The following is a 16,034-nucleotide window of genomic DNA, read 5'->3' on the forward strand; positions in this document are numbered from 1 at the left end:
TCAGCAGGAGGCTCCGCTGAACGCCGCCATCGTCCTCTTCCCCGGCACCAACCGCGAGCGCGACATGGCCATCGCCCTGGAGCGCGCCGCCGGCCGCCCGCCCGCCATGCTGTTCCACCGCGAGACCGAGCTGCCGCGCGGCACCGATCTCGTCGTCCTCGCCGGCGGCTTCTCCTACGGCGACTACCTGCGCTGCGGCGCGATCGCGGCGCATTCGCCGATCATGCGCGCGGTGCGGGAGTTCGCCGCGCGCGGCGGCCACGTGCTCGGCGTCTGCAACGGCTTCCAGATCCTCTGCGAGGCCCAGATGCTGCCCGGCGCCCTGCTGCGCAACGCCTCGCTCCGCTTCCTCTCCATGGACTGCCACCTGCGCGTCGAGCGCGCCGGCACCCCCTTCACCGGGCGCTGGCAGAAGGGCGCGGTGTTCCGCTCGGTGATGGCGCACGGCGACGGCAACTACTTCGCCGACGCCGCGACGCTCGACCGCCTGGAGGGCGAGGGCCTCGTCGCCTTCCGCTACTGCGACGCCCGCGGCGAGGCGACCGCGGAGGCGAACCTGAACGGCAGCGCGCGCAACATCGCCGGCATCCTCTCGCCCAACCTCCGCGTCCTCGGCCTGATGCCGCATCCCGAGGACTACGTGGACCCGCTGATGGGCGGCACCGACGGCCTGCCGCTGTTCGAGAGCCTGGTGGACGCGCTCGCCGCCGCCCCCGCCTGAGACCGCCGATGACGACCGCAGCCCCCCAGCCGCTCCCCGCCGGGCGCGCGAGACAGCTCGCCGCCGAGTTCGGCCTCACGCCCGAGGAATACGACCGCGTCCTCGCCATCCTCGGCCGCGCGCCGAGCCTGACCGAGCTCGGCGTCTTCTCGGTCATGTGGTCGGAGCACTGCTCCTACAAGTCCTCGAAGGTCTGGCTGCGCGAGCTGCCCACCCGGGCACCCTGGGTGATCCAGGGCCCGGGCGAGAACGCCGGCGTGATCGCCATCGGCGACGGCCTCGCCGCCGTCTTCAAGATGGAGAGCCACAACCACCCGAGCTTCATCGAACCCTACCAGGGCGCGGCGACCGGGGTGGGGGGCATCCTGCGCGACGTCTTCACCATGGGCGCGCGCCCGGTCGCCAACCTCAACGCGCTGCGCTTCGGCGACCCGAAGCTGCCGCTCACCCGGCGCATCCTGGACGGCGTGGTGCGCGGCATCGGCGGCTACGGCAATTGCGTCGGCGTCCCGACCGTCGGCGGCGAGGTCAACTTCCACCCCGCCTACAACGGCAACCCGCTGGTCAACGCCATGACGGTCGGCATCGCCCGCGCCGACCGCATCTTCACCGCGAGGGCGACCGGGGTCGGCAATCCCGTCGTCTATGTCGGCTCCAGGACCGGGCGCGACGGCATCCACGGCGCCACCATGGCCTCCGCCGAATTCTCCGCCGACGCGGAGGAGAAGCGCCCGACCGTGCAGATCGGCGACCCCTTCACCGAGAAGCTGCTGATCGAGGCCTGCCTCGAACTCATGGCCACCGACGCCATCGTCGCCATCCAGGACATGGGCGCCGCCGGCCTCACCTCCTCCTCGGTCGAGATGGCGGGGAAGGGGGGAATGGGCATCGAGCTCGACCTCGACGCCGTGCCGCAGCGCGAGGAGGGCATGTCGGCCTACGAGATGATGCTCTCCGAGAGCCAGGAGCGGATGCTGATGATCCTCAAGCCCGGCCGCGAGGCCGAGGCCGAGGCGATCTTCCGCAAGTGGGAGCTCGACTTCGCGGTGATCGGCCGGCTCACCGACACCGGCCGCATCGTCATCCGCCACAAGGGCGTCGTCGAGGCCGACATCCCGCTCGCCCCGCTCGAATCCGAGGCCCCGCTCTACCGCCGCCCCGCCGCGGAGACGCCGAAGCCGCCCCCGCTCGATCCCGCCTCCGTCCCCGATCCGGTCGGCGTCGCGGAGGCGCTGCGCCGCCTGGTCGGCTCGCCCGACCTCTGCTCGCGGCGCTGGATCTGGGACCAGTACGACAGCACGGTCGGCGGCCAGACGGTCCGCCGCCCCGGCGCCGCCGACGCCGCGATCGTGAAGATCGAGGGCCTCCGCCGCGCCCTCGCCCTCACCACCGACTGCACGCCGCGCTACTGCGCCGCCGACCCGGAGGAGGGCGGCAAGCAGGCGGTCGCCGAGGCCTGGCGCAACATCACCGCGACCGGCGCCACGCCGCTCGCCATCACCGACAACATGAACTTCGGCAACCCGGAGAAGCCGGAGATCATGGGCCAGTTCGCCGGCTGCATCCGCGGCATGGCGGCGGCCTGCCGCGCGCTCGACTTCCCGGTCGTCTCCGGCAACGTCTCGCTCTACAACGAGACCGTGGGGCGTGCGATCCTCCCCACCCCGGCGATCGGCGGCGTCGGCGTGATCGAGGACGCGGCGCGCGCGGTCGGCCTCGCCCTCGTCCCCGGCTGCGAGCTGGTCCTGGTCGGCGAGACGCGCGGGCATCTCGGCCAGTCGCTCTGGCTGCGCGAGATCGCCGGGCGCGAGGAGGGCGCGCCGCCGCCCGTGGACCTCGCCGCCGAGCGCCGCAACGGCGACTTCGTCCGCGCCCGCATCCTCGCCGGGGGCGTGCGCGCCTGCCACGACGTCTCCGACGGCGGCCTTCTCGTCGCCGTCGCCGAGATGGCGCTCGCCGGCGATGTCGGCGCGGCCCTCGAGCCGCCCCCGGCCGGCATCCCCGCCCACGCCTTCTGGTTCGGCGAGGACCAGGGCCGCTATGTCCTCGCGGTCGAGGACGGCGCCGCGCTCCTCGCCGCCGCCGCGGCCGCCGGCGTCCCCGCCGCCCGCATCGGCCGCGCCGGCGCCCCCGGCGGGGCCTTGGTTCTCCCCGGCGGACGGTCCATATCGCTCGCGGGGCTGCGGGAGGCCCATGAAGGCGTCCTGCCCGCCCTCATGGAGGGGAGATAGCGCGGATGGCGATGCAGCCGCAGGAGATCGAGGCGCTGATCAAGGCGGCCCTGCCCGACGCCCAGGTGACGATCGAGGACCTCGCCGGCGACGGCGACCACTACGCCGCGACCGTGATCTCGGAACGCTTCCGCGGCCTGCCCCGCGTCAAGCAGCACCAGATCGTCTATGCCGCGCTGCAGGGCCGCATGGGCGGCCAGCTCCACGCGCTGGCGCTGCAGACCTCCGCTCCCGACTGAGCCAGCCCCGCAGGGAACCCACCGCGATGACCAACCCCGTCTTCCAGCGCATCCAGGCCGAGATCGAGGAGAACCCGGTCGTGCTCTACATGAAGGGCACGCCGGTCTTCCCGCAGTGCGGCTTCTCCGCGCGCGTCGTGCAGATCCTCAGCCACATGGGCGTGCCCTTCAAGGGCGTGAACGTCCTCGAGGACATGGAGCTGCGCGAGGGCATCAAGCAGTTCACCAACTGGCCCACCATCCCGCAGCTCTACGTCAAGGGCGAGTTCGTCGGCGGCTGCGACATCGTCACCGAGATGTTCCAGTCGGGCGAGCTGGCGCAGCTGCTCGAGGAGAAGGGCATCCCGCACGACGCGAGCGCCTGAGCCCGGGGGCGGGCGCGGCGCGCCCGCGCCCTCGGCCGGCCGGGCGGCAAACGCTTTCGCGCGTCGCGGGGATTCGAGTGGCGCCGGTGGCGCACGCACCCCTAATGCGTGCGCGTGGAGAGCACCGCCGCCCGCCCGATGCGCCTCGTCCTCGTCACCGACGAGGTGCCCCGGCCCGGCCTCGCCGGCCATCTCGCCGTCAACCATGCCATCCTGAGCCACTTCGCCGCGCGCGGGCACGAGGTCATCGTGCTGCTCGCGCAGCCGCGCCTGCCTTGGCCCGTGCAGCGCCTCGCGCCAGCCAGACTCGAGCCCGCCTCGCGCGTGCGGGTGGAGGGGCGGGGCCTGCTCCGCGGGCGCGGCTGGATCGCGGTGCCGCCGCGGCCCGCCCTTCGCATCCTCGCGCGCCAGGCCCTCGGCCTGCTGCCGGTCGGCCCGCGCGAGCGGCTGCGGCGCCGGGCGCGGGCCGGGGAGTATGGCCTGGTGGACGCGGTGCTCGGCCGGTTCCTGGAGCCCGCCGCCGCCGACTGGGCCGCGGCGCGGATCGCCGATCTCGCGCCCGGCGCGGTGCTGGTGGACACCATCTTCCGCGCGCCCCTCCTGCGCGACCCGCGCCTCGCCGGGACCCGCTCGGTGCTGATCGCGCACGACGTGTTCCACCGCCGCCACGCCTCGCTCAGCGCCCGCGGCCTGCGCCTGCATCCGGCGAGCCTGACGCGCGAGGAGGAGTGCGGCCTGCTGCGGCTCGCGCGCGTCGTCGCCGCGATCCAGCCGGAGGAGGAGGCGCTGCTGCGCGCGCTGCTGCCGGACCGCCGCGTCCTCTGCGCGCCGATGCCCGCGGTGCCGCGGCCGCGCCCGCCCTCGGTCGCGCGCGAGCCGGGCCTGCTGGCCTTCGTCGGCAGCGACAGCGTGCACAACCTCGACGGCATCCGCTGGTTCCTCGCCGAGGTCTGGCCGCTCCTGCGCCGCCTGCTGCCCGGGGCGCGGCTCGAGATCTGCGGCAGCGTCGGGCGCGCGCTCGGCCCCGGCCTGCCGCGCGGCGTGCGGGCGCGCGGCATCGTGCCGGACCTCGCGCCGGTGCTGCATCGCGCCGCCTGCGCGGTGGCCCCGGTGCTGGCGGGCTCCGGCCTCAAGATCAAGCTGCTCGACTGCGTCGCGCACGGCCTGCCGGTGGTGACGACGCCGGTCGGCGCCGAGGGCTTCGCCCCGACGCCGGACCGCCCCTTCGCCGTCGCCACCGATGCCGAGGCCTTCGCGCGCGAGGCCGCCCGCCTCGCCGCCGACGAGGCCGGCTTCGCCCGGCGCGAGCGCGCGGCGCTCGACTACTGCGCCCTCTACGCGCCGGACCGGGTCTTCGCCGCCCTCACCGAAGCCGTGGAGGAGACGGGCTGAACGCGACCGCCACCGCGCGGCCGCGCTACCCGCCCGGCGCGGGCGAGGCGACGCCCTGCCGGTCCTCCCGCCGCCAGGCCGCGCGCAGCACGACGCCGAGCAGCACCAGCGCCGCCGCCGCGGCCGCGGCGACGAACAGGTTCCATTCCCGCTCGCCCATGTTCGCGAGCAGGATCGCGGCGAAGGCCCAGGCGGCGGCGCCGGCGTACCAGGGCGAGCCGCGCGACAGCCACAGGATCGCCGCCGCGCAGAGCCCGGCGACCAGCACCAGCAGCACCGCCGCCGCGGTCTCGCCGAGGCCGAACCAGGCCACCCCCTCCGCCCGCGCGGCGCCCGAGAGGTTGGCGAAGGCGGCCGCCGTCACCCATCCCGCCTGCAGGCCGAGGAGCGGCCGCAGCAGCCAGCGCCGCCACGGCCCGGTCGGCTCGGCGGGCGCGCGCCGCCCGCGCCGCTCGCGCAGGAAGGCGACCAGCGCCGGCGCCAGGGCGAGCAGGATCAGCGCGAACAGGTGCCAGCCGTTCCGGCCCGTGATCTGCGCCGCCAGCATCCAGAGGACGTTGCCGGCGAAGGCGGCGGCGATCCACCAGCCGAGGCGGCGCAGCAGCGGGTCCTCCCGCCGCGCCGGCAGCGCCTGCCAGACGGCGTAGGCGAGGGCGAGGGCGAAGATCGGCGTCCAGATCAGGAAGGCGTAGCCGGCCGGGACCACCGGCGTCTGGCTCTCCGCCGCGACGGCGGCGATCGGCCGGCCGATGCCGAACACCGGCGCCAGCGCCCCCACCAGCGGCTGGGCCAGGGCGAGCAGGATCGTGCTCCATTGCCGCAGCCGATCGGCCCTGCCTGCCGGGGGTCCGATCACGGCGTCCTCCGCCCGGTCTGCGGCCGGCCGGGAGGACCGCCGCCGCCCGCGCCCGGGGAGGGCGGCGGCGGGGCCGCGGGGCGGCGGCAGGCGTTCGGCGGCATCGCTCTCCTCCAGCGCGGCGGCGTCGCCTCCGAGCCTACCCCGGCAAGGGCCCGCGAGCACGCCTGCAGGACGCAGAGCGCCGCCCTTCCGCGCGAGGCGGGCGCCGGCGCCGTCAGCCCCGGAGCGGATCCGCCGGGATCAGCGCGAGTAGAACTCCACCACCAGGTTCGGCTCCATCTGCACCGGATAGGGCACGTCCGAGAGCTTGGGAGCCCGCAGGAAGCGGCCGCGCATGGCGCGGTGGTCCACCTCGATGTATTCCGGCACGTCCCGCTCGGCGCTCTGGGCCGCGTCGAGCACGGCGACGAGCTGCTTCGACTTCTCCTTCACCTCGATCTGGTCGCCGTCCCGCACGAGGTAGGAGGGGATGTTCACCCGCCTGCCGTTGACCAGCACGTGGCCGTGGTTGACGAACTGCCGCGCGGCGAAGGGGGTGATGGCGAATTTCATCCGGTAGACGACGGTGTCGAGCCGCCGCTCGAGCAGCTCGATCAGGTTCTCGGAAGTATCGCCCTTGCGGCGCACCGCCTCCTGGTAGTAGCGGCGGAACTGCCGCTCGCCGATGTTGCCGTAGTAGCCCTTGAGCTTCTGCTTGGCCATCAGCTGCACGCCGTAGTCGGTCGGCTTCGACTTTCGGCGCTGGCCGTGCTGGCCGGGGCCATAGGCCTTCTTGTTGATCGGGCTCTTCGAGCGGCCCCAGAGGTTCACGCCGAGGCGGCGGTTGATCTTGTACTTGGCTTCCACGCGCTTGGTCATGGCGCTGCGCGAATCCTTCTTCTTCGCTGGCGTTGTCCCGGTAGTCCCGCGCGGCGCGCGCGGGCGGGCGCATGCCCCGAGGGCATGTCCGCGTTCCCGGGAAGCGGGCGGCCTATAGGGGCCGCGCGCGGGGCTTGTCAAACCGGCCCGCGGCCGCCTAGTGCCGCCCCATGGTGACGCGCGAGGACATCCTGGTGCTCGGCCTGACCGCGGGCGTGACCGGCGGGCTCGTGGGCGGGCTGATGCTCGGCATCGGGCTCGGCCTGCTGGTGCAGGGGGCGCATATCGGCTGGCTGCTGCTGCTGCCGGGCGCCCCCGTCTCGGGCGCGATCGGCTACCTGCTGGCGCGGCGGCTGGCGCGGCGGCTGGACGAGCGCTGAGGCGGGCGCTGCCGCGACGGGGGCGCGCCGTCAGGGGGCCCGCGCTCGCCGTCGGGGGCGGTTGGTGCCTCGCGGGGCCGGGCCTGGTTCGGGCGGCGGAGGCTGCCAGCCCCCGTTGCGCCGCACCGCCGCAAGCGTGGCCTCCGCGAGGGCGGGAAGCTCCGCAGCGGCGGCGCGGGCCGCCGCGCGGTCGCCGCCGCGGGCGGCCGCCTCGATGCGCGCCGCGAGGTCGGCGAGCGGCCGGGCCCCGGCCATCCGCGCCGCGCCCTTCAGGCGATGCGCCGTGCCGCTCGCCTCGGCGAGCATGTCGCCCTCGACCGCGGCAAGGAGCGCGGCGCCGTCGCGCTCCACCGTCTCCGCGAAGGTGCCGAGCAGGCTCGAGAGGCGCGCCGGATCGGCGCCGAAGAGCTGCCGCAGCGTCTCGGGGTCGAACAGCTCGCCCTGGCCGTCGGGCGGCACCGTGTCGGCGCCGGAAGGCGCTGCGGCGCCGGCCGGCGCCGCGCCCGCCACGGTCGCCGCGGCGCCGGCGGGGGGCAGCCAGCGCGCCAGGGTCCGCTCCAGCGTGTCCATCGCGACCGGCTTCGGCACGAAGGCATCCATGCCCGCGGCGAAGCAGCGGTCGTCCTCGCCCCGCAGCGCGTTGGCGGTGACGGCGATCAGGACCGTGCGCGGGCGGCCGGTCGCGACCTCCTCGCGGCGCACGGCGCGGGCGAGGTCGAGACCGTCCATCACCGGCATGTGCACGTCCACGAGCAGGACGCGGTGCCGCCCCTCGCGCCACATCCTCAGTGCCTGGGCCCCGTCCTCGGCCATGTCGGCGCCGTAGCCGAGCAGCTCGAGCTGGCGCGCGAGGACCTCCCGGTTGACCGCGTGGTCGTCCACGACGAGCAGCCGCGGCGCCGCCTCGCCGCGGTCGTGCCCCGAGGCGCCCGTCGCCTCGCGCTCCGGCCGTACCGCGGCCCTGGCGCCCTCCGCCGCCGGCGGCGTCACGTCTTCCGCCGCGGCGGCGGCGAGGACGAGGCGCACGGTGAAGCGGCTGCCCCGCCCCGGCGTGCTCTCCACCGTCACGTCGCCGCCCATCATCTGCGCCAGCCGCCGCACGATCGAGAGGCCGAGGCCGGAGCCGCCGTAGCGCCGCGTCGTCGAGCTGTCGGCCTGGGCGAAGGGTTGGAACAGGCGCGCCACCTGCTCCTCGGTCATGCCGATGCCGCTGTCCTCGACGCCGAGCGTCACGGCGACCGACCGCCCGTCCTTCGCGGCGCGGGTGTCGCAGATCACGCGGACGTAGCCGCGCTCGGTGAACTTGATCGCGTTGCCGATCAGGTTGAACAGGATCTGGCGCACGCGGACCGGGTCGCCGGAGACGATGTCGGGACCGATCCCCGGCGGGTCGGCGAACAGGGTGAGCCCCTTGCGCCTCGCCTGCACGGCGAGGGTGTCCACCGCGCCGTCCACGAGGCTGCGGAGCGAGAAGGGCAGGTCCTCGAGCTCGAGCCGCCCGGCCTCGATCTTCGAGAAGTCGAGGATGTCGTCGATGATGCGCAGCAGCGCCCCCGCGCTCTCGCGCATCACCGCGACGCAGCGCGACTGGTCCTGGTCGAGGCGCGTGCGCTCCAGCACCTCCATCATGCCGAGCACGCCGTTCATCGGCGTGCGGATCTCGTGGCTCATCGCGGCGAGGAAGGTGGACTTCGCGCGGTCGGCCGCCTCCGCCTCGGCGCGCGCCGCCTCCGCCGCCCGTCGCGCCGCCTCGGCCGCGGCGAGCGCGGCGGCGAGCGCGCGCTCGTTGCGCTTGCGCTCGGTGATGTCGGTGAAGGTGCGGACCAGGCCGCCGTCGCCCATCAGCTCGGAACGCACCTCGAGCACCGTGCCGTCGGGCCGCTCGCGCTCGTAGGTGCCGGCGTGGAGGGTCGGCGCCTCGACCTCGCGCAGCGCGCGCACGTGCAGGTCGGGCGCGTTGTCGAACTCGCCCGCGCCGATCTGCCAGTCGAGGATCTCGCGGATGTGCCGCCCCGGCACGGCGAAGTCGGGCGGCAGGCCGAGCAGCGCGACGGCGCGGCGGTTGATTACGCGCAGCGTGCGATCCGGGGCGAGCATCATCAGCCCCTGGCTCATGCTCTCGATGGTGGCGGTGAGGGCGGCCTCCGCCTCCTCGGCCTTGCGGCGCGCCGCGTCCGCGGCGTCGCGCGCCCGCTCCGCCTCGTCGCGGGCGCGGGCCAGCTCCTCCTCGCGCTCCTTCAGCCGCGTGACGTCGCGGTAGACGTTGAGGATGCCGCCGTCGTCGAGCGGGATGCGGTTGATCTCGATCCAGTAGCCCTTCGAGCTGCGGAACAGCGCGGGCTCCAGGCCGGGCCGGCGGAGCCGCGCGGCGCGCTCGGCGACGAGCGCCTCCAGCGCCTCCTCGGTTTCGGGCCTCGGGCCGAAGTCGCCGCGCCGCGCCATGAGGCGCAGCACCTCGCGCATCGAGGTCAGGCCGCGCCCCCCGCCGCCCTCCATGTCGTAGAACAGCCGCGCCTGGCGGTTGGCGAGGCGGATGTTGAGATCGGCGTCGAGCAGCAGCACGCCGTCGGTCATCGTGTCGAGCACGAGCTGGTTGGTCGCCCGCGCCTGCGCCAGCTCCTCCTCGCGCTCCTTGAGGCCGGTGATGTCGCGGTAGTGGCAGAACAGCCCGCCGTCGGCGAGCGGCAGGAAGGAGTACTCGATCCAGTAGCCGCCCGCGGACCGGCGGACGTAGCGGTTGCCGCCGGGCCGGAGCATCAGCTCCAGCCGCTGCCGGACCAGCGCCGCCACCGCCTCCTCGTCCCCGGGTACCGGCCCGAAGTCGCCGCGCAGGACCTGCATGCGGAGGACGTCGGGCAGCAGCGGCCCGGGGCGGACATACTCCTCCGGCAGGCTCTGGAAGCGCATCAGCGGGCGGTTGGCGAGCTGCAGCCGCAACTCGGAATCGTACAGCGCGACGCCGTCGGTCAGGTTGTCGAGCACCATCTGGTGCGTCGCGCGCTGGCGCTCGAGCTGGTCCTCGCGGTCCTTCAGCCGCGTGACGTCGCGGTAGAGGAGCAGCCGCCCGCCGTCCGGGAGCGGCACCGTCGAGGTTTCGACCCAGTAGCCGGCGGCGGTGCGGCGCACCGGGCGCTGGCCTGGCTGGAGGGCGATGATCGCCCGGGCGCGCTGCTCGACCATCGCCTCGAGCGCCGCCGGGTCGGCCGGCGGCGGCCCGAAATCGCCGCGGCGCACCATGTGGCGCAGGGCGTCGCGCCCCGGCGTGCCCGGCGCGATCAGCTCGTTCGGCAGGTCGAACAGTCTCGCGAGCTGGCGGTTGGCGAGGCGCAGGCGCTCCTCGGCGTCGAGCAGCGCGACGCCGTCGGTCATGCTGTCCACCACCTGCTGGTAGATGGCGCGCGCCTCGGCCAGCTCCTGCTCGCGCTGCTTGAGCACGGTGACGTCGCGATAGACGAGGATGTGCCCGACCCCGGGCACCGGCGTCGTCTTGACCTCGATCCACTTGCCGGAGGGGCTCCTGCGGATGTAGCTCGCGCCGCCCGGCTGGCGCAGCACCGCGGCGCGTCGCTGCACGCGGGCCTCGAGCTCGGCCTCGTCCTTCGGCGGCGGGCCGAAGTCGCCGCGCAGGTCCTGGAAGCGCATCACCTCGAGGACCGAGGTGCCCGGGCCGGCGAGGTCGGGCGGGAACTCGCCGAGCTCGGTGGCCTTCGGGTTGTAGAAGAGCAGCCGGAAATCCTGGTCCCACAGCACCACGCCGTCGGTCATGTGGTCGAGGATGAGCTGCTGCGTCGAGCGGGCCGCCTTCAGCTCCTCCTCGCGCGACTTCAGGCGGGTCACGTCGCGGTAGGTGTTGAGCACGCTGCCGTCGGGCAGGGGGGCGCGGGTGATCTCCACCCAGGCGCCGGTCGGCGTGCGCCGGAGGTCTGGCTCGGTGCCGACGGGGTGCAGGATCTCCGCCACCCGCCGCTCCACATAGGCCTCGAGCGCTGCGCCGTTCCCCGGCACCGCGCCGAAGTCGCCGCGCCGTGCCATGAAGCGCAGGATCTCGCGCCCGTCCGCGCCCGGCGCCGCCAGCGCCTCCGGGATGGCATAGAGCTCGACGATCCGCCGGTTGGCCAGGCGGACGCGGAAGTCGCGGTCCCAGAGCAGCAGGCCGTCGGTGGTGTTCTCCAGCACCAGCGCCTGGGTCGCGCGCGCGCGCTCCGCTTCCGCCTCGCGCTCCTTGAGGGCCGTCAGGTCGCGGCAGACCACGAGCAGCGCGCCGTCGCCGACGCCGACGGTCGCGCACTCCACCCAGAACCCGGCGGCGGTGCGGCGCAGGTCGCGCGCGCCGCCGGGCTGGCGCATCCAGCGGATGCGCTCCTCGACCGCCGCCTCCAGCGCCGTTGCGTCGCCGGGCGCGGGGACCGGGCCGAAGTCGCCGCGCCGCGCCATGAAGCGCAGGATGTCGCGCCCGTCCGCGCCGGGCCGGGCCAGCTCCGGCGGCAGGTCGAGGAGGCGCAGCGCCTGGCGGCTGATCACGCGGCAGCGCAGGTCGCGGTCGAAGAGGGCCGCCCCGTCGGCGGCGTTGTCGAGGATCAGGCGGTGCAGGACCTCCGCCTCCTCGAGCTCCGCCTCGCGCCGCTTCAGCGCCGTGACGTCGCGGATGACGAGGACGTGGCCGCCCTCCGCCAGCGGCACCGCATGGATCTCGAGCCACGCCCCGCCCGGCGTCCGCCGCAGGTAGCGCGCGCCCTCGGGGTGCCGCAGCCGTGCGGCGCGGCGCTCGCACAGCGCCTGCATCGCCGCCTCGTCGGTCGGCGGCGGGCCGAAGTCGCCGCGCGCCGCCTGGAAGCGCATCATGGCGCGCAGCGCGAGGCCGGGGCGGGTGAGGTCGGGCGGCAGGTCGAGGAGCTCGGCGGCGCGGCGGTTGATCAGGACGAGCCGCTCCGCCGCGTCCCACAGCGCCACGCCGTCGGTCATGTGGTCGAGCACGACCTGCTGCGCCCGCCGCGCGGCCGCGAGCGCCGCGTCGCGGGCCGAGATCTCGCTCAGGTCGGTGCTCCGCACCACGACGCCGTGGGCGCTGGTCCGCACGCGCACGCGCACCCGGCCGCCATCGGCGCGGCGCCACTCGGTGACGCGCTCGGCCTCGCCGGGGCCGGGGCGCCAGCGGGCGGGATCGGCCGCCTCCGGGACCTCCGGATTGTGCGCCGCGCCATGGGCGCCGACCGCGCCGAGCAGCGCGTCGAGCGGCGTGCCGGGGGCGAGCTCGGGCGCCCCCTGTGGCAGCAGCCGCGCGATGGCGGCGTTGGCGAGGACGAGGCGGCGGTCCGGGCCGAACAGGGCGATGCCCTCCTCCATCCCCGCGAACGCCTCGGCGCAGAGCTCCGGCAGGCATTCCGGGCGAGGCGGCGCAGCGGTTTCCGCGGCAGTCGCTGGCATGGGCGGGGCGGCGGCCATGTTCTCACGATCCTGCCCCAGGCCATGCGGGGGCGTGTTTCACTGCGGTTTCCATCGTGCCGGAAGTGTTTCGCCGCGGTTTCACCGCGGTTTCGATCGCTCCTCGGCGGCGCGGTCCGGGGCCGGGGCGGGCTCCCCCGATCCGATCGCGGCGTTTGACGCCGGGGCGCCGGCGGCGGCAATTAGGCGTTGCGCTGCGGTATCGAGGGGGTGGCGGCGAATGACGGGCACGGCGATGCCGGCCGTGCTGGTGGTGGAGGACGATCCCTTCCAACGCCAGACGGTGGAGCAATACCTCGCCATGCAGGGCCTGAGGGTCGCCGCCGTGGGCGACGGCGCCGCCTTCCGCGCCGCCGTGGAAGCGACGATGCCCGACGTCGTCCTGCTCGATGTCGGCCTGCCGGGGGGCGAGGATGGCTTCGCCCTGGCGCGCTGGCTGCGCGGCCGCAGCGCCCGGGTGGGCATCATCATGCTGACCGCCGCCGGCGACCTGGTGGACCGGGTGGTCGGCCTCGAATCGGGCGCCGACGACTACATCCCGAAGCCCTTCGAGCCGCGCGAGCTGCTCGCCCGCGTCAAGGCCGTGCTGCGGCGCAGCGGCGGGGGCGCCGCCGTCCCCGCCGTTGCTCCGGGCCCTGGCGTTGCCGAGACCGCCGGGCCGCAGCGCCCCGCCCTGCCGCCCGACTGCGTCGCCGTCGGCGCCGCGCTGCTGCACGTGACGCGGCGCGTGCTGATCCTGCCCGACGGCTCCGAGGCTCCACTGACCCCGAGCGAGTTCGCCCTGCTCCACCTGCTCGTCCGGCACCCGAACCGCCCCCTGCAGCGGGACTGGCTGCTGGAGGCGACGAGCGAGGGCGAGGAGCCGGAGGCCTTCGACCGCTCGATCGACCTCCGCATCATGCGCCTGCGCCGCAAGGTCGAGCGCAACCCCTCCCGGCCGGAGGCGATCCGCACCGTCCGCGGCGTCGGCTACATGTTCGTCCCGCCCGGCGGCTGACGGCGCCGCGGCGGTTGGCGCGGCGGCGCTCAGGCGTCCCGGGCCCAGGCGATGGCGGCGCGCGCCAGGGCGTCGATCGTGTCCACGACCGGGAACGGAAGGGCGGGCCCGGCGGCGATGCCGAGCGGGATCTCCGTGCAGCCCAGCACCACCGCCCGCGCGCCGCGCGCGGCGAGCGCCCGCGCCGCCTCGGCGAGCGGGGCGTAGGCCGCGGCGACGCGGTTGGCCTTCACCGCGGCGATGGCCGGCGTGACCAGGCGCGCCATCTCCGCCTCGTCCGGCGTGAGGCAGGCGTGGCCGAGGGCCTCCAGCCGGTCCTGGTAGAGCCGCATGGCCAGGGTGCCGGCCGTGCCCATCACGCCGACCGGGCCGCCCGCGATGCCCTGGCGGCGCAGTTCCGCCGCCGCGGCGTCCACGATGTGCAGGATGGGCAGGGGCGTCGCCGCGCGCATCGCGTCGTACCAGCCGTGCGCCGTGTTGCAGGGGATGGCGACGGCGCCGCAGCCCGCCGCCTCCAGCCCGCGCAGCCCGCGCACCAGCCAGGGCAGCGGGTCCTCGCCGCCGGCGAGCCGCGCCGCGGTGCGGTCGGGCACGCGCGGGTCGGACCACAGCACCGCGGGGATGTGGTCCTGGTCGCGCTCGGCGGGGGTGAGGAGCGTCAGCCGAAGCATGAACTGCGCGCTCGCCAGCGGCCCCATGCCGCCGAGCACGCCGAGGACGCGGGTCGCGGTCTCGTTCACCTGCGGGTCTCTCCCCTCGCTCCCCTGCGGCGCCGCCCTGCCCGCGCTCAGTCGGGCAGCCGGTGGTCCCGGTAGTCCTCGCGCAGCTTGGTCTTGAGCAGCTTGCCGGTGGCGGTATGCGGCAGTTCCGGGACGAACACCACGTCGTCCGGCAGCCACCACTTGGCGACCTTCGGGCGCAGGAAGTCGAGCAGCGATTCCCTCGTCGGCGCCCGCCCCGGCTTGGGCACGGCGAGCAGCAGCGGCCGCTCGCCCCATTTCGGATGCGGCACCGCGACCACCGCCGCCTCCGCCACGTCCGGGTGGCCGACCGCGAGGTTCTCGAGGTCGATCGAGCTGATCCACTCCCCGCCCGACTTGATCACGTCCTTCGAGCGGTCGGTGATCTTCATGTAGCCGTTCGGGTCTATGGTCGCGACGTCGCCGGTGTCGAAGTATCCCTCGGCGTCGAGGATCTCCTCCTCCTCGCGCCGGAAGTAGCGCCGCGCGATGGCGGGGCCCCTCACCTTCAGCCGGCCGAAGGTCCTGCCGTCCCAGGGCAGCTCCCGCCCCGCGTCGTCGGTGATCTTCATGTCCACGCCGAACAGCGCGATGCCCTGCTTCTCCTGCACGTCGAGCCAGGCCTCGGCGTCGAGCCCCTCCGTCTCCGGCTTGCGGACGCAGACCGTGCCCACGGGCGACATCTCCGTCATGCCCCAGCCGTGGCGGACCTGCACCCCGTACTTCTCCTGGTAGGCCTTGGCGAGCGCGCGCGGGCAGGCGGAGCCGCCGATGATCGTGCGCTCGAGGGTCGAGAGCCGCCCGCCCGTCGCCTCCAGGTGCTGCAGCAGCATCATCCACACCGTGGGCACGGCGGCCGCGTAGGTGACGCGCTCCTCCTCCAGGAGCTGGTGGACCGAGGCGCCGTCGAGCCTCGCGCCCGGCATCACCAGCGCCGCCCCGGCGGCCGCGGCGGCGAAGGGGATGGCCCAGGAATTGGCATGGAACATCGGCACGATCGGCATCACCCGGTCGCGCGAGGACAGGCTCATCACGTCCGGCATGGTGCAGGTGAGGGCGTGCAGCACGTTGGAGCGGTGCGAGTAGAGCACCCCCTTGGGCTCGCCCGTGGTGCCGGAGGTGTAGCAGAGCCCCGCGGCCGTGTTCTCGTCGAAGCTCGCCCAGGCGAAGTCGCCGTCCGCCTCGGCGAGCCAGTCCTCGTAGGGGATCGCGTCCGGCAGCCGGGTCGAGGCCGGCATGTGGGCGGCATCGGTGAGCAGGATGTAGCGCTCGACGTGCGCGAGCTTCGGCGCCAGCTCCTCGAGCAGGGGGACGAAGGTGAGGTCGGCCATCATCACGCGGCTCTCCGCGTGATTGAGGATCCAGGCGATCTGCTCGGGGAAGAGGCGCGGGTTGACCGTGTGGTAGATCGCCCCGATCCCGGCGATGCCGTACCAGGCCTCCAGGTGGCGCCCGGTGTTCCAGGCGAGCGTCGCCACGCGGTCGCCGGGACGGATGCCGTCGCGCGCCAGGCGCTGGGCGACGCGGAGGGAGCGCTGGCGGGCCTCGGCCCAGGTCGTGCGGTGGATCGGCCCCTCCACCGAGCGGGTGACGATCTCCCGCCCCGGGTGGTGGCGGGCGGCGTGGTCGATCAGGCGGTGGAGCAGCAGCGGCCAGTCCTGCATCAGCCCCAGCATGGACGCGAACCTCCCTGACGATCCGGCCCCGGCGCGGCCGGCAGACGGCGCGGATTAAGGCCCAGCCGGCCCCTCCGCGCCAAGGGGGGCGCGCGCGATGCGCGGGTTGCGACGCCGCGCCGCCGCGCTCATCT

12 protein-coding genes are annotated in these 16,034 nt (G+C 75.0%); 7 read left to right on the forward strand and 5 right to left on the reverse strand.

The window, feature by feature from the left end; genetic code table 11:
- Positions 1-16 precede the first annotated feature (16 nt).
- The 5 genes from purQ to IEX99_RS08825 all read left to right on the forward strand — a co-directional run bounded on the left by purQ (position 17) and on the right by IEX99_RS08825 (position 4,948).
- Positions 17-721 carry a phosphoribosylformylglycinamidine synthase subunit PurQ gene (gene purQ, locus IEX99_RS08805; protein ID WP_188899782.1) on the forward strand — a complete coding sequence of 235 codons (705 nt, stop codon included), beginning with the start codon at positions 17-19 and terminating at the stop codon, positions 719-721.
- Positions 722-729: 8 nt separating this feature from the next.
- Positions 730-2,952 (forward strand): phosphoribosylformylglycinamidine synthase subunit PurL, encoded by a 2,223-nt coding sequence (purL, locus tag IEX99_RS08810; protein WP_188899645.1) that lies wholly within the window; start codon positions 730-732, stop codon positions 2,950-2,952.
- Positions 2,953-2,957: 5 nt separating this feature from the next.
- Positions 2,958-3,191, forward strand: a complete 234-nt coding sequence (locus tag IEX99_RS08815) for a BolA family protein (protein WP_188899646.1) — start codon at positions 2,958-2,960, stop codon at positions 3,189-3,191.
- A 26-nt stretch (positions 3,192-3,217) separates the two neighbouring features.
- A complete protein-coding gene (grxD, locus tag IEX99_RS08820) occupies positions 3,218-3,556 on the forward strand; it encodes a Grx4 family monothiol glutaredoxin (RefSeq protein ID WP_188899647.1) in 339 nt (112 codons plus the stop codon).
- 114 nt (positions 3,557-3,670) lie between these two features.
- Positions 3,671-4,948 carry a glycosyltransferase gene (locus IEX99_RS08825; RefSeq protein WP_229677890.1) on the forward strand — a complete coding sequence of 426 codons (1,278 nt, stop codon included), beginning with the start codon at positions 3,671-3,673 and terminating at the stop codon, positions 4,946-4,948.
- A 25-nt stretch (positions 4,949-4,973) separates the two neighbouring features.
- Here IEX99_RS08825 and IEX99_RS08830 read toward each other — a convergent pair whose 3' ends face one another.
- Positions 4,974-5,804 carry a hypothetical protein gene (locus IEX99_RS08830; RefSeq protein ID WP_229677891.1) on the reverse strand — a complete coding sequence of 277 codons (831 nt, stop codon included), beginning with the start codon at positions 5,802-5,804 and terminating at the stop codon, positions 4,974-4,976.
- Positions 5,805-6,047: 243 nt separating this feature from the next.
- Positions 6,048-6,665, reverse strand: a complete 618-nt coding sequence (rpsD, locus tag IEX99_RS08835) for a 30S ribosomal protein S4 (RefSeq protein WP_188899648.1) — start codon at positions 6,663-6,665, stop codon at positions 6,048-6,050.
- A gap of 170 nt (positions 6,666-6,835) precedes the next feature.
- On the opposite strand from rpsD, the gene IEX99_RS08840 reads away from it, so the two are divergent.
- Positions 6,836-7,045, forward strand: a complete 210-nt coding sequence (locus tag IEX99_RS08840; protein ID WP_188899649.1) for a hypothetical protein — start codon at positions 6,836-6,838, stop codon at positions 7,043-7,045.
- A gap of 30 nt (positions 7,046-7,075) precedes the next feature.
- Here the strand turns inward: IEX99_RS08840 and IEX99_RS08845 are convergent, their stop codons facing one another.
- Complete coding sequence (locus IEX99_RS08845) at positions 7,076-12,388, reverse strand: PAS-domain containing protein (RefSeq protein WP_188899650.1); 5,313 nt, start codon at positions 12,386-12,388, stop codon at positions 7,076-7,078.
- A gap of 319 nt (positions 12,389-12,707) precedes the next feature.
- Between IEX99_RS08845 and IEX99_RS08850 the strand changes: the two genes are divergently transcribed.
- A complete protein-coding gene (locus IEX99_RS08850; RefSeq protein WP_188899651.1) occupies positions 12,708-13,484 on the forward strand; it encodes a response regulator in 777 nt (258 codons plus the stop codon).
- Positions 13,485-13,513: 29 nt separating this feature from the next.
- Here IEX99_RS08850 and cuyB read toward each other — a convergent pair whose 3' ends face one another.
- Both cuyB and IEX99_RS08860 read right to left on the reverse strand, forming a co-directional pair.
- Positions 13,514-14,224: a cysteate racemase gene (gene cuyB / locus IEX99_RS08855; RefSeq protein ID WP_188899652.1), complete on the reverse strand. Its 711-nt coding sequence runs from the start codon at positions 14,222-14,224 to the stop codon at positions 13,514-13,516.
- Between the two features lie 47 nt (positions 14,225-14,271).
- Positions 14,272-15,900: a long-chain-fatty-acid--CoA ligase gene (locus IEX99_RS08860; protein WP_188899653.1), complete on the reverse strand. Its 1,629-nt coding sequence runs from the start codon at positions 15,898-15,900 to the stop codon at positions 14,272-14,274.
- Between the last annotated feature and the right edge of the window lie 134 nt (positions 15,901-16,034).

It is taken from the genome of Caldovatus sediminis, from assembly GCF_014644455.1.
Taxonomy (GTDB): domain Bacteria; phylum Pseudomonadota; class Alphaproteobacteria; order Acetobacterales; family Acetobacteraceae; genus Caldovatus; species Caldovatus sediminis.

Bases quoted from the DNA above. Each gene is read 5' to 3' on its own strand.
- IEX99_RS08850 (WP_188899651.1), top strand. From the start codon at position 12,708: ATGACGGGCACGGCGATGCCGGCCGTGCTGGTGGTGGAGGACGATCCC.
- IEX99_RS08845 (WP_188899650.1), bottom strand. From the start codon at position 12,388: ATGGAGGAGGGCATCGCCCTGTTCGGCCCGGACCGCCGCCTCGTCCTC.
- IEX99_RS08840 (WP_188899649.1), top strand. From the start codon at position 6,836: ATGGTGACGCGCGAGGACATCCTGGTGCTCGGCCTGACCGCGGGCGTG.
- IEX99_RS08815 (WP_188899646.1), top strand. From the start codon at position 2,958: ATGGCGATGCAGCCGCAGGAGATCGAGGCGCTGATCAAGGCGGCCCTG.
- rpsD (WP_188899648.1), bottom strand. From the start codon at position 6,665: ATGACCAAGCGCGTGGAAGCCAAGTACAAGATCAACCGCCGCCTCGGC.
- IEX99_RS08860 (WP_188899653.1), bottom strand. From the start codon at position 15,900: ATGCTGGGGCTGATGCAGGACTGGCCGCTGCTGCTCCACCGCCTGATC.
- purL (WP_188899645.1), top strand. From the start codon at position 730: ATGACGACCGCAGCCCCCCAGCCGCTCCCCGCCGGGCGCGCGAGACAG.
- grxD (WP_188899647.1), top strand. From the start codon at position 3,218: ATGACCAACCCCGTCTTCCAGCGCATCCAGGCCGAGATCGAGGAGAAC.